This is a genomic window from uncultured Nostoc sp., from assembly GCF_964245445.1.
Classification (GTDB): domain Bacteria; phylum Cyanobacteriota; class Cyanobacteriia; order Cyanobacteriales; family Nostocaceae; genus Nostoc.
Window position 1 is genome coordinate 1 of record NZ_CAXTNE010000200.1, and the last position, 15375, is coordinate 15375.

At 39.9% G+C, this 15375-nt stretch carries 14 protein-coding genes and 2 pseudogenes; 11 read left to right on the forward strand and 5 right to left on the reverse strand.

Annotated features, from left to right (window positions below):
* The 7 genes from ACFE90_RS26495 to ACFE90_RS26525 all read left to right on the forward strand — a co-directional run.
* A partial coding sequence (locus tag ACFE90_RS26495) for a choice-of-anchor Q domain-containing protein (RefSeq protein WP_375505412.1) occupies nt 1-1194 on the forward strand: 1194 nt, incomplete at its 5' end.
* A gap of 223 nt (nt 1195-1417) precedes the next feature.
* Nucleotides 1418-3535 (forward strand): AMP-binding protein, encoded by a 2118-nt coding sequence (locus ACFE90_RS26500; protein WP_375505413.1) that lies wholly within the window; start codon nt 1418-1420, stop codon nt 3533-3535.
* Nucleotides 3536-3568: 33 nt separating this feature from the next.
* Entirely contained in the window at nt 3569-4837 is a 1269-nt protein-coding gene (locus ACFE90_RS26505) for a cytochrome P450 (protein ID WP_375505414.1), read from the forward strand.
* Nucleotides 4838-4875: 38 nt separating this feature from the next.
* Nucleotides 4876-6132: a cytochrome P450 gene (locus tag ACFE90_RS26510; protein WP_375505415.1), complete on the forward strand. Its 1257-nt coding sequence runs from the start codon at nt 4876-4878 to the stop codon at nt 6130-6132.
* A gap of 11 nt (nt 6133-6143) precedes the next feature.
* Nucleotides 6144-6650, forward strand: coding sequence for an aspartyl/asparaginyl beta-hydroxylase domain-containing protein (locus ACFE90_RS26515; RefSeq protein ID WP_375505416.1), 507 nt, complete (start codon nt 6144-6146; stop codon nt 6648-6650).
* A 465-nt stretch (nt 6651-7115) separates the two neighbouring features.
* A complete protein-coding gene (locus tag ACFE90_RS26520) occupies nt 7116-8450 on the forward strand; it encodes a hemolysin family protein (protein WP_375505417.1) in 1335 nt (444 codons plus the stop codon).
* Between the two features lie 575 nt (nt 8451-9025).
* The gene (locus tag ACFE90_RS26525; protein ID WP_375505424.1) at nt 9026-9889 is read left to right on the forward strand and encodes an ion channel; all 864 of its coding nucleotides are present in this window, start codon (nt 9026-9028) and stop codon (nt 9887-9889) included.
* On the opposite strand, the pseudogene ACFE90_RS26530 reads toward ACFE90_RS26525, so the two are convergent.
* A pseudogene (locus tag ACFE90_RS26530) lies at nt 9843-10316 on the reverse strand (transposase); the annotation flags it as partial. The gene ACFE90_RS26525 and the pseudogene ACFE90_RS26530 overlap by 47 nt on opposite strands.
* A gap of 256 nt (nt 10317-10572) precedes the next feature.
* Between ACFE90_RS26530 and ACFE90_RS26535 the strand changes: the two are divergent.
* Nucleotides 10573-10893, forward strand: a pseudogene (locus tag ACFE90_RS26535) (transposase); the annotation flags it as partial.
* Between the two features lie 268 nt (nt 10894-11161).
* On the opposite strand, the gene ACFE90_RS26540 reads toward ACFE90_RS26535, so the two are convergent.
* The 3 genes from ACFE90_RS26540 to ACFE90_RS26550 form a co-directional block, all read right to left on the reverse strand.
* Nucleotides 11162-11533 carry a response regulator gene (locus tag ACFE90_RS26540; protein ID WP_375505418.1) on the reverse strand — a complete coding sequence of 124 codons (372 nt, stop codon included), beginning with the start codon at nt 11531-11533 and terminating at the stop codon, nt 11162-11164.
* Between the two features lie 205 nt (nt 11534-11738).
* Entirely contained in the window at nt 11739-12158 is a 420-nt protein-coding gene (locus ACFE90_RS26545) for a sensor histidine kinase (protein ID WP_375505419.1), read from the reverse strand.
* A gap of 4 nt (nt 12159-12162) precedes the next feature.
* Nucleotides 12163-12318, reverse strand: a complete 156-nt coding sequence (locus ACFE90_RS26550; protein WP_375505420.1) for a hypothetical protein — start codon at nt 12316-12318, stop codon at nt 12163-12165.
* A gap of 367 nt (nt 12319-12685) precedes the next feature.
* Here ACFE90_RS26550 and ACFE90_RS26555 point away from each other — a divergent pair, with 367 nt between their 5' ends.
* The 3 genes from ACFE90_RS26555 to ACFE90_RS26565 all read left to right on the forward strand — a co-directional run bounded on the left by ACFE90_RS26555 (nt 12686) and on the right by ACFE90_RS26565 (nt 14271).
* The gene (locus tag ACFE90_RS26555; protein WP_375505425.1) at nt 12686-12976 is read left to right on the forward strand and encodes a cupin domain-containing protein; all 291 of its coding nucleotides are present in this window, start codon (nt 12686-12688) and stop codon (nt 12974-12976) included.
* A 126-nt stretch (nt 12977-13102) separates the two neighbouring features.
* Nucleotides 13103-13663, forward strand: coding sequence for a hypothetical protein (locus ACFE90_RS26560; protein WP_375505421.1), 561 nt, complete (start codon nt 13103-13105; stop codon nt 13661-13663).
* A 125-nt stretch (nt 13664-13788) separates the two neighbouring features.
* Nucleotides 13789-14271 carry a hypothetical protein gene (locus ACFE90_RS26565; RefSeq protein WP_375505422.1) on the forward strand — a complete coding sequence of 161 codons (483 nt, stop codon included), beginning with the start codon at nt 13789-13791 and terminating at the stop codon, nt 14269-14271.
* A gap of 136 nt (nt 14272-14407) precedes the next feature.
* Here the strand turns inward: ACFE90_RS26565 and ACFE90_RS26570 are convergent.
* The coding region (locus ACFE90_RS26570) for a response regulator (RefSeq protein ID WP_375505423.1) at nt 14408-15375 on the reverse strand (968 nt) is incomplete at its 5' end.

The window sequence follows — 15375 nt, forward strand, 5'->3', positions numbered from 1 at the left end:
GCAGGAGCATCAGGAACAATTGGTACAGGTAGCGATATTACCTTTGCCGAAGCCGGAATTACCAACATAAACCAAGTTATTAACCCCATTTTGCCAAATAATGGTGGCACTACAGTTACTTACGCCTTAGTTCCCACTAGTATTGCGATCAATGCTGGTAATAATGCCAATCTCTCAACAGATACAACTGATTTAGATGGAGATGGCAACACTGCTGAATCCATCCCTTTTGACCAACGAAGTACTGACTTTAACCGCATTAAGTTTGCTACCGTGGATATTGGCGCTTATGAATCTGATACTGTTTCTAGTAGTGGCGGTCAAAAAGAGTTTATCGTACCCAGTAGGGAAGGAAGCCATACTATTCTTAATTTCGGGGGGGTAAGCAGAGGTAGTAATCCTTCCGCAGCTATTATTGCCGAAGTGGATACTATTAAATTCCAAGGAACTGGCTTGATAGCCCGTAATCTACTTCTAACTCAATCTGGCAACAATCTAGAGGTTACATTTGAAGGAGTTGCTGAGACTGATACCAAAGTTACCTTACAAAACTTTGCTCTGGAAAACTTGGATAACCTTTCCACATCAACTGGCAATCTTTTATTTGATGGACAAACTAGCATAAGCGACAACTTTGATGTCATTAATGCCGATTCAACTCAAACTGGCATTTTTAAACGCAACACAGTCACGTTCTTCAATGATTTTTCCAACAATATTAAGGCTTTTGACAACTCTAACGATGTCATCAATGGTCAGGGTGGGAACGACATTATTGATGGACGTAGCGGTGATGATTTGCTGCGTGGGGATCTAGGCAATGATACCCTGATTAGTGGTGCAGGTAATGACATTCTTGTTGGCGGCGCTGGCAATGACACTCTTACAGGTGGAACAGGTTTTGATCAGTTTATCTATCAAGCTTTCAGTGACAAAGGAACCAGTGGTGACACCATCACTGACTTCAATTCCAGCCAAGACAAGCTAGTGTTAACTAACTTGTTTGATAGCCTGGGCTACGGTGGTAGCAATCCTATTACTGATAGCTACTTGCGTTTTGTTTCTAGTGGTGTCAATACTCAAGTTCAGATTGATAGAGATGGAATAACATCTACCCAAGGGTTTAGCTTATTGGTGAATTTGAATAATGTCTCTGCTAACTCTTTAGTTATTGGCAGTAACGTCTTGGTCTAGAACTGGCTATAAGGTGATAGTAAGACATACTCAAACATACTTTATGTAACTAGTAGAAGATGTGGAAGATATAACAATATTGCTCTTATATCTTCCACCTTCTTTGATAGTGTGCTGCTTATTGGCGGCGTTAATAATCTTAGCAAGGGTACAACATACTGAAAATAACTTAGTAGGAAATTAACAACTAATTTCTGTCTTTATTAGGTAAATATAAATAGCTATGATTAACAATTTATTTTCTCCATCTTCTGTACAAGAAGCGACTTTAATTCACTTACTAAACTATAGGGCGCTAAAACAACCAAATCAGATGCCATATACCTTTTTAGTAGATGGAGAAGCAGAAAAAGTTAGCTTTACTTATGCAGAATTAGATCAAAAAGCCCGTAAACTAGCAGCGTTACTCCAGAGTAAGAAAGCTTTTGGAGCAAGAGCGTTACTTCTTTACCCCCCTGGACTAGAATTTATAGTTGCTTTTTTTGGATGTTTGTATGCAGGTGTCATTGCTGTACCCGTGTACCCACCACAAGGTAAACAAAGGATGACAAGGGTAAAGGCGATCGCATCTGATGCACAGGCAACTTTTGCACTCAGCACCACATCTTTAATTACCAACTTGGCACAAAGCATCGAACAAGAAGCAGAATTAGTAGCTTTGCAATGGATAGCAACCGATGAGATTAGCAACAATTTAGCAGATGATTGGTTTTTGCCGGAAATTAATTACGACTCACTAGCACTTCTCCAGTACACTTCTGGTACAACAGGGAAACCAAAAGGAGTGATGGTAAGTCATGGCAATTTACTACATAACTCTTATTTAATTTATAAATCTTTTGAACATACAGTTAACAGTCGCGGAGTAATTTGGCTACCTCCTTACCACGATATGGGGCTAATTGGTGGAGTGTTACAGCCTGTATATGGTAGCTGCTCAGTCACTTTGATGTCGCCAGAGTCATTCCTACAAAAGCCTTTTCGCTGGTTAAAAGCTATTTCCGACTATCAAGCCACTACTAGCGGCGGCCCTAATTTTGCTTATGATCTGTGTATTGAAAAGATTACTCCCGAACAACGGCAAGAACTGGATTTAAGTCGTTGGGAAGTAGCTTTTAATGGTGCTGAACCTGTACGTGCGGAAACTATAGAGAAGTTTGCCACCACCTTTGCAGAGTGTGGCTTTAGAAGGAGTGCTTTTTACCCCTGCTACGGTATGGCGGAAACGACTCTAATTGTGTCTGGGGGTTTAAAAGCAGCTCCACCAGTGATTCACTTTGTACAAGATCAACCTTTAAAACAGAATTTAATTGTAGATGCTACCTCTGAGACAGAGAATAATAAAGCGATCATTGGTGTTGGTCACAGTACCCCTAACCAAAAAATTGCGATCGCCAATACAGAGTCTTTAACTCGGTGTCCCGATGGACAAGTCGGAGAAATTTGGGTTGAAGGGTCGAGTGTAACCATTGGCTACTGGAACAAACCCGACGAAACGCAGCAGATTTTTCATGCTCAACTTCAAGATCCAAAAGAGGGGCCTTATCTCCGCACGGGAGATTTAGGATTTTTGCTCAATGGCGAACTATTTGTCACAGGTCGCCTAAAAGACATGATAATTATTCGAGGACAAAATTATTATCCCCAGGATATCGAGTTAACAGTTGAAAACAGCCATCCAGCGCTACGGCCTCATTGTGGAGCAGCATTTTCTCTAGAAGTTGCAGGAGTTGAACAGCTAGTTATTGTTCAAGAGGTAAAGCGGACTTACTTACGTAACCTGGATGCTTTGGAAGTTATAAAAGCCATACGTCAGGCAGTATCTGAAGAATATCAGTTGCAAGTCTATGCGATCGCCCTGCTGAAAACTGCAACTATCCCGAAAACGCCAAGTAATAAAATTCAGCGTCAGGCTTGTCGTATTGGTTTCTTGAATGGAAATTTAGATATTGTCGGAGATTGGATTGCCAATCTTGCACAAATAGATTTATTAAAACTGCAAACAGAAGTAAAAGAGCTTCGGGAACAAACACAGAATTCACATGTTAATCACTCTGAAAAACTAGCTTTGACAGAAGCAGAAATTCAAAACTGGTTAATTTTTCATCTCGCTTTATACCTAAAATTACCTCCTAATGAAATAGATATTCAAGAGTCTTTTACTTCCTATGGTTTAGATTCAGCAGTGTCAGTCAGTATAACGACTGAATTAGGTCAATGGATAGGTTGTGAACTGGCAATTACTCTTTTTTGGGAATATCCCAATATCAAAATTCTAGCAGAGCATTTAGCAAAAGAAAGTCAATTATTAGGATTATTGGCTTCTCCAGATAATGTTTAAAGCAAAATCTATAAAATCAAACAAATTCCTAATGTGACTAAAGAAGTGGTTAGTACTAACAACAGCAAAGAAATAGGGTCAATTAAATTAAAATACAATATTTTTGATCCTGAATTTAATGCTGATCCTTATCCAACCTATCATCGCCTCCGCTCAGAAGATCCAGTACATAAATACTTGATTGGCGGTGATTGGTTCGTCACTCGCTATGCTGATATCAAAGCAGTTTTAAGAAGTGGGTGTATTCGTACTGATGACAGACCAAAATTAATCAATGAAAGAAGCAAATATCTTAAGAATAAAGAGAAAAATTTGGATACTCTGGCTTATACTACTAGCAAATTTTTATTTTATATGAACCCGCCAGATCATACTAGATTACGTGGATTACTAGTTAAAACTTTTTCTCCCGTAGTTGTTGAGCAGATGTGTCCTTTCATTCAGGAAATTGTAGATGAATTGCTAAATAAAGTTAGACCTCAAGGGAATATAGACATTATTGCCGATCTTGCCAGTCCGCTTTCTGTGAAAGTTATTAGTAAACTTTTGGGGATACCAAGAGAAGCTCAAAATCAACTGCATCAGTGGACAAATGTATTGTCTCGGATTTTAGAGCCATTGGTATCACTAGAAGAATATCAAAGAATGAATCAGGCTACGCAAGAGATTCAAGACTATTTACGTAGTTTGATTCATGAACGAGAAAAAAATCCCCAGCAAGACTTGATTAGTAGTCTAATTACAGTTCAAGAGCAAAGTGATAAATTAACTCAAAAGGAAATATTGGCAGTTTGTACATTGTTATTTGGTGCAGGAGAAGAAACTACAGGTAATACAATAGGTAACGGAATGTTGGCATTGCTCAATCACCCTGAACAAATGGAACAGCTGAAAAGAGAACCAACAAAGATTCAAAGTGCGGTAGAGGAAATCATTCGCTACGATAGTGCAATTCAGATGATTACCCGGATTGCTACTGATGATTTACAAATAGGCAATCAACAAATCAAAGCAGGTGAAAAGATAGTTTTGTGCTTAGGTGCTGCTAATCGAGATCCTGCCCAGTTTCCTAACCCAGATCAGTTAAATATTAACCGAGAGCAGAATCATCACGTTGCTTTTGCCGATAATATTCATTATTGTCTGGGAGCTGCGTTAGCACGGCTGGAAACTCAAATTGCTATTAATACACTGATTCAAGAGCTTCCTAATTTAAAGCTAGCTATGGATAAATTAGAGTGGCGAAAAAGCATAGCTATCCGTGGCTTAAAAGCTCTAACATTAAATTTTAGTATTAACTAATTTTTTGGTCAGTTTTTAGTAAATATAGTGGATAGAAAATGCAACCAATTAAAGATAATAATCAAATATCAAAAATGGAAATTCTTTTTAAATTTAATCCTTATGAATCATCCTTTCAGGATAATCCCTATCCCATTTACCATAAACTTCGTTCTGTTGAACCAATACACCAGAGCTTCAATAATATGTGGGTAGTTACTCGCTATGCTGATGCTAAAACGATTTTACGGGACTCTCGCTTTTGTGTTAATAAAATGCCAAACCACGTTAAATACAAAAGCGATTATCTGGGGAATTTCAATACACTTGCACAAGCTATTAGTAAATGGTTAATATTTCTAGACCCGCCAGAACATACTAGATTGCGAGGACTAATAAGTAAAGCTTTTTCTGCTGCTACTGTTAAAAGTTTATATTCCCAAATTCAACAAATCACAGAGCAGCTAATTAGTAAAATTCGACATCAAGGCTACATGGATATAATTGCCGATTTTGCCTGTCCTTTACCTTGTAATGTGATTTGCACAATATTGGGAGTACCTGTTGAAGATTGGTATAAGCTATATTATTGGTCAGATAAATTGTCTGAGATTTTAGATCCACTCAAGTCTTTGGAAGACTATGAGCAGATGAATAAAGTGGCCTTAGAATTTATAGATTACTTTAAGGGCTTGATTGCTCAACGTAAAATAAATCTACAACAGGATTTTTTGAGTGCTTTAATAGCAGTTAAAGAGCAGAATAACAAGCTCACGGAAGAAGAAATTATTTCCATCTGTATGTTACTTTTTCTAACAGGTGAAGAAACAACAGTCAATCTCATAAGTAACGGTATGCTTGCTTTGTTGCGTCACCCAGGGCAAATGCAACAAATCAAGACACAACCTATGCTTATTCAAGGTGCTATAGAAGAAATACTGCGTTATGATAGCCCGATTCAGATTACTACACGAGTAGCAAATCAAGATGTTCTTTTAGATAGTGTAACTATTCAGTCTGGTGATAAAGTATTGGTTGTATTGGGGGCTGCAAATCGAGATCCTGCACAATTTCCTGAACCAGATCGTTTTGATATTACACGAGTTAATAACAATCACTTAGCTTTTGCTGATGGTATTCATTCTTGTTTGGGTGCAGCATTAACACGGCTAGAAGCTGAAATTGCTATTAATGCTCTTGTGCAAGAATTACCTGATATACAGTTATTACAAGAACAGGTTGAATGGCGAAAAAAAGTTCCTTTTCGGAGCTTAAAATCTCTTCCAGTCACCTTCAAGGCAATGAACATAACATAATTAAATAAAAAATGTTTTACGAAACTAGTATTTTTAGATTTACACAGAGTCTAGAATCAAACTGGTTCCTCATTAAAAAAGAGTTTGATAGACTGCAAAACAATGATTCTATTCCTTGGCAAAAAGAGTTTCTTTATAACAAAGGCTGGGATATTTTTACTTTGTATTCTTTTGGAAAGAAATTAGAAAATAACTGCCGCTTGTGTCCAGAAACAACAAAATTAATAGAAGCTATTCCTGGAATGACCACAGCAACTTTTTCTTCACTTGCACCTGGAACTCATATTCTTCCTCATGAGGGATATATAAACACTGTACTCCGTTGTCATTTGGGTTTAATTGTTGCTGATGACTGTGCGATACGAGTGGGGGAGAAAACAAAAACTTGGGAAGAAGGCAAGTGCTTAGTTTTTGATGATACAGTTGAGCATGAAGTTTGGAATCGCAGCAATATCCCCAGAATAGTTTTATTGATCGACTTTAAAAAATCTCAGTTTTCAAAGTTACCTCGAATATAGAATTTAAGTGGGAATGATACAATTTTGTTAGATCGGTGAATGAGTGAATCGAGAGAAATCAATTCAAAATTCAAAATTGAAAAACTCCTGCCTCCTCTTTTCCGATAGCCATTCATTCAATGATCAGTGGTTCAAGAACCCATATCTTGGCTACCTATGTTGTGAAGGATAAAATGGCAGTTAGTGCCACTTTATCCTTCAAGTCACAGGATATCCCAGAATACAGTAAGTTATCAAGGAATCCGAGACATTTTACCGTCAAGTTTGCCTGAACACGGATTACTTTTCAGGGACGGGACGGAGCGTAATGCCGAAGGCGGGCTATTCGGCATTGCTCTAACTTATGATCTGTCTACCCACATATCCAAAGAATATTTGCCGACCATTGATCGGCAAATAAGTAGGAATTAGCGTTGACAAAATAATCGCGGTAATAATTAGGATCAAAGGCTATAATAGATAGTCATGAACAGTCCATTGACTTGGCTTACTGCGGGCAAATTGCTATCGGTGATTTTCTTGGTGCTAGCCAACGGGTTCTTTGTCGCAGCTGAATTTGCCTTGGTTGCGCTTCGCCGTAGTCGTGTCGAGCAGTTGGTTCTCCAAGCTCATCCCCGTGCAAAAGCTTTACAACGGGCAGTAAATAACTTGGATGCTTATCTAGCAGCGACCCAACTTGGTGTTACTATATCCTCTTTAGGCTTAGGTTGGCTTGGAGAACCAGCGATTGCTGTACTTGTCGAACCCGCTTTCCATTGGCTGCCAAAATCTTTATCGCAAACTAGCGCCCATACCTTATCAGTAGTGATTGCCTTTACAATCATTACGTCTCTCCACATCGTCTTAGGAGAATTGGCTCCGAAAAGTTTAGCGCTCCAGCGCACGGAAAGAACAGCCTTCGCGGTTATAAATCTCTTAGAACTATACTTAGTGATATTTCGCCCTGCTGTCCAAGCTTTGAATAGTTTAGGAAATTTCGTTCTTAAGCTTATAGGCTTGGAACCAGGAAGTAGCGAAGAATTGCTTCATTCGACTGAAGAATTGAAACTTTTAGTGGCAGCTAGCCATGAAGCGGGTCTGTTGGGAGAAGCCGAACAAGACGTAGTAGAGCGAGTGTTTAGCATTGGCAACAGACAAGTCAGTGCATTTATGACACCACGCACAGAGATGGTTTGGCTTGATATTGATGAACCATTGTCAAAAATCCGCAGCCAAGTCATTGAAAGTATTCATTCATTCTTCCCAGTTGCTCAACAGAGCATTGATAACTTATTAGGTATTGTGCAAACCAAAGAATTTTTAGCCCAAAATCCAACCCAAGCCATTGAATTGCAAGCTTTACTAAAGCCACTTTTATATGTGCCGGAAAGCATGAAGGCTTTGAACCTTTTAGAGTTATTTAAGAAATCTGGGACTCACCTAGCTTTAATCGTAGATGAATATGGCGTGACACAAGGCCTGGTGACAATCACTGATATTGTAGAAGCGATAGTAGGTGATATCCCAACCAGTGAAGAACTAGCTGATCCCGATATAGTGCAACGTGAAGATGGGTCTTGGTTGTTAGATGGACTGTTGCCAATTGATGAGTTGAAAGAAATTTTAGACATCAAAAAGTTGTTACCAGGGGTAGGTGTCAACTATCAAACTTTGGGGGGATTTGTCGTCAACCAACTAGGGCATATTCCCTTGGTGGCTGAACATTTTGAGTGGGCGGGACTACGCTTTGAAATAGTTAGTATGGATGGAAACAGGGTAGATAAAGTGTTGGTTGTGCCAATGCACGCTGAAAAAGACTAGTGAGGCACAATAGATAAAGGTATTTAGACACTAAGTTATGAAATTGGTAAATCATAAAATTCTTGGTTGGGATTCTTTTATCCCAATGCTGGATCGAAGCTACTACCATTACAATTGTTTTCAGTCCTACCCATAAGTCTAGCTAATAAAGTCCAGGAATCTGCGACACAAGTAAGGTGGGCTGCGCCTTGTCAGCTACTCATCTGTTCACTGTTCAATAGCGAAGAGAAAGCTGTAGTGCTTATTTTACATAGTTTAGAGCTTTTCTAGCCTGCCATTTGAGTCAGAATCTTCCAAAATCTGGCTATGCATAGTTTACAATTTTTGTCAAAGATAAAAGTTCTGACTCAGGCAATCAAACGATGGCGATATGTGAGGCAAGCATCGGTATCTTAATCATTGTCATTGTATCGTTTGATGTATTTCAGGTGGTGATCGTTCCTCGTCGTTCGCCGCGCACGTTTAGGATTTCATCTCTGCTGATCAGATTATTTTGGTTGCCGTGGCGAAAACTAAGTTTGCACGCCGGCAAGCGGCAGGAGTATTTATTGGGAATATTCGCGCCGTTGTCATTAATGCTGCTGCTTACAGTTTGGGTGATTGTATTGATCTTTGGGTACGGACTGATCCTGTACGCTCTGCAAGACTCCATCCAACCTGCGATTCGAGATTTTGGTAGTGCGCTTTACGTAGCAGGAACCTCGTTGTTCACCCTTGGATTTGGGGATTTTGTTGCTTTCGGGATTGCGCGGGTGGTAATGTTGACGGCAGCAGGATCGGGATTGGCAGTGATGTCGCTTGTGATCGCGTTTTTATTCTCACTCTACAGTTCTTTACAGCATCGGGAAGTTTTTGTCAATCTCGTCGAGGCGCGGGCTGGCAGTCCTCCATCGGGGGTGACGTTGTTGGAAACTTATGCTCGGTTAAAGATTCTTGAGCAACTGCCTGGTGACATTGGGGATTGGGAAGTTTGGGCAGCGGAAATTTTAGAGAGCCATCGCGCGTATCCGATTCTGTCGTTTTTTCGCTCGACTCTGGAAGATGATTCCTGGATTAGTACACTTGGTGCAATGCTCGACGCTTGTACGCTGTTGCTTACTACCGTGCAAACTGAGCATAGCGGTCGAGCGTATTTGATGCACCGAATGGGCTGTCGTATTATTCTGGATCTGCATCAGTTGTTTCAACTTCCCAAAGCCGCCATACTCGAAGTCGATCGCGAACAATTTGAGCAGTCACGGGCAAGTTTAGCACAGGCGGGTTTTGTGCTAAAGGATGCAGAATCAGCATGGCGAAAGTTTGTGGAGATGCATTCTGCCTATAGCAGCTTACTCAACACGTTAGTTGAATACTTTGCCACCAAACCGCCCTTATGGACTGATCATACTTTCCCTGCTCCTCATCCACTTGCTCGCCGATTTCGCCAGAAAACGGACTGATGATCGCCAAAGTCATCTGGCGCAATATCTCCCACCCTCTGTATCTACTAATCTTTGTCCCCGTGACTTCACTCAACCAATCTGCAACTTTTCGACCATTCCAAAATCCCCCATCTGGCGCGTTTGACTGTAAAGCTTGCCAGAGTTGCGCTTGGTGGATGTCATCTATTAACGTCTTTGCTCCTTGATTTTGACTACGGCGATCGCCTATTCCATAAATGCCTAATTCGTTATACCTTTTCACCAATGCGTATATCCATGTTCTGCTATAGCCTGTGACTTCCTCAACTTCTTCGGTTTTTTTCCCTTGCGCTAATAACCATAAAACCTGAAATTGACGACTTTCTAACGCATTTTTTGCCTGTCGATAAAGCTGTTCTAACTCTGAAATATTTAAATGCGTGGCTATGCTAATTCGCTTTGGCATGTTTCATCATTTTACTACCTACTTTTATCATAAGTGATTATGCGAACATGATATAACCCTCTTCTGTCACTTTCCGGGTATTCTAAATAAAAGGATTAGAAGAAAAAACTCTGGAAGGTAGGTAGGGCAATGGATGTAGAATTACAAATCCTGAAACATTTGGCAAAGGTATTGACACTTGAGCAGGTAATTTCTATCTGTTCTTATAACTTCATCCTAGAAGCTCTATTCTATGCAGCTTCACATTAAATTGGTATTAGTTACTAATTTACCAGAATCAGGAGATGCAGCTGTTCATGATGATGAAATTAGGGATATTTATCGATTACGTTGGGGAGTTGAACTCTTGTGGAAGTTTTTAAAGATGCACTTAAAACTTGACAAATTAATTACCAAAAACGTCAATGGTATTACCATACAAATTTACGTGAGTTTGATAGCTTATCTGATTTTACAGCTTTTATCTATTTCCAAACAATGGGGACATACACTATTAGATAAATTCCGCTATCTTCAATCCTGTATGTGTCAGAAAATCAGCTATGTTCATTGGTTTGAGGAGATGATGTTTTGCTGACTAATTTAAGCTTTTGAGACTTAGTGTAACTAACAATGTAAAGTTTTGTATCAATATTCAACATTTCTGCATTTTTCCATACATATACTTTGTTTTAAGTATATGTCTAATGAAGTTCAAGTAGTTCGTTAAGAATGGGCTGTGAATATCTTTGTTAGTGGTAATGCAAAAGTTAAATTCATAAACTTCAAGCTTTTGCCTTAGTTGTTGCCGTGAAATCGAAATTGTTCTCAAGTAAACACTAATTCAAGAATTCATCAAAGTCAGGCTAACTGCCCAGTACTTCACTGATTTGCTCTGCCAGTTTCAATGGACGGAAAGGCTTGGCAAAAATAGCAGCAACATCCAAATCAGTAAATCTCTCTCGATCCGATTGCTGAAACTTGGCTGTTAATAAAATTACTGGAATTTTTTTAGTGGCGGGGTTAGCTTTCAGTTGTTGCAAAGTTGCACGCCCATCCATATCAGGCATCATCATATCTAGTAAGATGACATCTAGTTTATGGTTAACAGCTACGTTTAAGGCTTCTTGACCAGAACTAGCTGTCAAAACATTCCAACCAGCACCCATTTCTAATCCCAACTTGGCGATCGCTCGCACATCTTCTTCATCATCAACAATCAAGATATTTCTGTTCATAGTGACATTCTTCCACGATGTATATGCTGATTTGCTTGATCGCTCTTGAAATATTCTAAAGCTAAATCGGGGAAAAGCAGGGGAGAATTAAGCAGTTAGAAGCCATTTATTAGAAAGCTGCCAAAGGTAACAGTACATAAAACGTGTTACCTTTACCTAAAATGCTCTCAACCCAGATTTTACCGTTATGTTGCTGGACAATATTTCAGCAAATAGCCAGTCCTAAACCTGTTCCTTTTTTGTTGCGGGAGCCGGATGCATCTACCTGCTGAAAGCGCTCGAAGATTATTTGTAATTTATCTTTAGGAATTCCTCGCCCTTCATCTCGAATACTAATCAGCAGGAAACCGGGTAATAGAGTGCTTTGTGTTGAAGCATGGTCATTTTCTCCCAACTCAACACCCTTGTGTTCTGCGAGTGTGGCACTTACCCACACAGTATCACCTGGTTCAGAAAACTTAATAGCGTTACTTATTAAGTTGGTCAGAGTTTGCAGTAGGCGATCGGGATCTACCCAAAGTTCAATTGCTAGAGGGTGGACAATCAGTTTAACTTGCAATTTATTTGCCATTGCCTGCATTGTTTCTGTTGCCATAATCAGCAGGTCAGCAGCGTTGCACTTCACCTTTTCACCTTCTGCCCCGTAACCCCGTAGAACCTTTAGTTACGCTGCGAACTTTGTATCCCTGTTCCGTCAGCATGGCAGATAGGAGGTTCAGGTTTTCTGGTGTGTCATCAATCACCAGTATGTCTGCTTTTCGCAAGTTGAGTGGCTCTTTAGGCATGGCAATATCGACCTTAGCCAGAATAGGCTACTAATTCTTCTTAGAGATTTTAACCTTAGTTCCATATCTTAATAATCAGTTACAAAAAAAATATCAATTACCCATTTATCTCCCCTAGTTCTCCCCGATTAATTTTTAATCTTAAAAACATCAAATCAAATTGGTAGCTGACACTTACTAAACTACACAACAAAGAGTAACTTGTATGTAAACTTTAACCATACGTAAACAAATTATTTTAGCACCAAAAGAAGGTAAGCAATTCTCGATTATTGGTGGACAATTTACAACAAAAGCAACCGGAGAAGACACAAATAAAGCCTGGACAATTTATGAAGTTACAGATACGCAATAAAATGGGCCACCACTGCACACTCACCCTTGGGAAGAAGCATTTTATATTCTAGAAGGTGAATTAGACATCCAAGTTGGTACAGAAACAATTTTGGCATCAGCAGGCTTTTTGGTTAACATTCCTCACAATGCACCACACGCCTTCAAGATTCGTTCTGCTTCTGCTAAATTTCTGGTTTTAATTTCGCTTCAAGGCGCGAAAAACTTTTATGAAGAAATGGGTCAATTAGCAGATAGTTCATCGTTAAACATGGAAAAAGTGCAGCCTGTTTTGAACAAATATGGATTGCAATTTATTGCGTGAACATTTCGTTTGGATGCAGCGCACAGCTAGCTATGCGCTCTACTGTTAACGGCTATATAGAAACACGTAAACTTCGCGTTCTAAATCATTTTAGTTGATAAATAAATCTATTTCTACAAAAGCCAAATGTACTCACTAACAAACAACCAACTCTATTCCATGCCAAAAGCTATCCGCCTTTTCGCTTCTAGTGCCCTGAGTTTGAGCCTCACTGCTAGCCTTATTTTTTACCCAAGCGCGAGTCAGGCGGGTAAAAACGACACTGGAGTGCCTACCGAACTCCAAGGCGAGTGGCGGTACGGTCGAATCTCGTCCATCCAATACCAAGACAGCTACACAGGGCAGTCAGCAGCCCCGAACGGTTCTAGCGATCAATTTCAACTCGCATCTAACGGTAATTACAAGCGAAATAGGCTGCTTCAGATTAACACCTACAACTGTGCTTCTAACCTCTTCATAGAGGAAAAAGGCAAAGTTAAGATTGAGGGTCAACGCTTTACTTTCCAACCCAGTGACAGCACATCCAAAGGGCAAATCTGCAATAGTGGGCGCACTTACTCCAGCCGCAATACAGCAAAGCCGGAGACTTACGAGTGGTCGATTGAGACGAATGACTACGGGCAGCAAGTTCTGGTACTTGCGACACCTGATGGCAAGGGCAAAGCTCATTACGGGCGACCTCAGTAAGCTAATGAGCATTCAAGTTGCACAGAACCCAATACTCTTAAGTTAAGCATTTTTTCTATCCCCTGCCTCCTCTAGTTCTCCTCGATTGTTTTCTAATCTACAAAATATCAAACTGAGGTTATTCCATGATTCACCATATTTCAATTGCTGTTAGAAACCCTAGCCATGTTGCTCAAGTTCTGGCAGAAATCTTAAAAGCGCAAGCTGTTCTTTTTCCTCCTAACCCAGGAAGCTATATGGTTATACCTTTTGATGAATACGGTACAGCCATTGAACTTTATCCTTTAGGCTCTCAAATTGAACCTGGTGAAAATGATGAAGAATGCGTATTTGTGCATACTGCAATTACCTCTATGTATACAGATATTCATGCAGCTATTTCTGTACCCAGTAGTCAGAAAGAAATTGAACAAATCGGTATCCGTGAAGGTTGGCGTGTAGTGCGCTGTAACCGCGATTCTTTCTTTGATGTGATTGAGTTCTGGGTGGAAAATAGATTAATGATAGAACTATTAACACCAGAAATGGCATCTCAGTATTTGAAATTTGCCACTCAGCAAGAAAATCTGAAAGATTTTTTGGCAGAACCAGCTTTAGCCACAAATTAATCAACTCTAAGCGTTTAATTTGTATGGACTGCAACAATACAAATTAAACGCTTACTTTTTCCCTTTTCTATTTTTGATTTGCCAAAAAACTTCTAAAGTTAAAATTGCGATCGCTAATTAAATCTAATTTGATTAATTACGAATTCTCCTCCGTTAGACCAATAATTTCATCGAAGCAGAAGCTGCGGACTAAATTTGACAATTTTTCTGCCAAAGCAGAATGAGTTTGCGGAATTTGCTCAATTAATTGGAAAATCCTTTCAGCATCGACTTCAACGGCTGCCTGATTAAGTTCTGTTACCCATTGAGTAGGCATAATGGTAATTGCAGAGCGAAGATCCAAAATGGAAAATTGAATATTTTCTAGGTTGCTGTCTGTTCCATCTTCACGGCTTTCTTCTGCGTAAACATAACGCACCTGCAAATATTCAGCTATCTTTTCAAAAATCACCTGCTCTCGGAATGGCTTACGAACCAAGTCGTCGCAACCTGCGGCTAAGATACTTGCCTGTTGCTCTTCAAAAGCACTGGCAGTTAAGGCAATAATTACGGTGCGGTGATTTGCATTTGTATTTCTTTCCCTGGCTCTAATCTCTTTAGTTGCATCGTAACCGTTCATTACAGGCATCCGCATATCCATCCAAATTAGGTGAGGTTGCCAGGTTTGCCAAATAGCGATCGCTTCTTGTCCATTATTCGCAGCCTTAATTTCAAAGCCAATACTACCAAGAAGTTGCACAATTAAATCGCGATTTTCTTTGCGGTCATCCACTACCAGAACACGGTAAGATGGTTGGTCTGCTGCCAGCTTGAGTACACGTCCTTTACTCAACTTTGGCGAAGCTTTTAAAGCTGCGGCTAAATTCACTTGGATGTCAAAACTAAAAGTAGATCCTTGCCCAACGCTACTCGTCAAGTGAATATCGCCCCCCAGTAACCGTACAAATTGCCGACTGATAGTCAGCCCTAGTCCAGTTCCCTCCTTGGTTTGGATACCGCTTGTTGTCTGAACAAAAGGCTGAAACAGGTTATTCATTTCTTCTGGTGCTATTCCCCGTCCAGTATCTTCGACTTCAAAGTGGAAGGATGGGGAAGAGGCAGAGG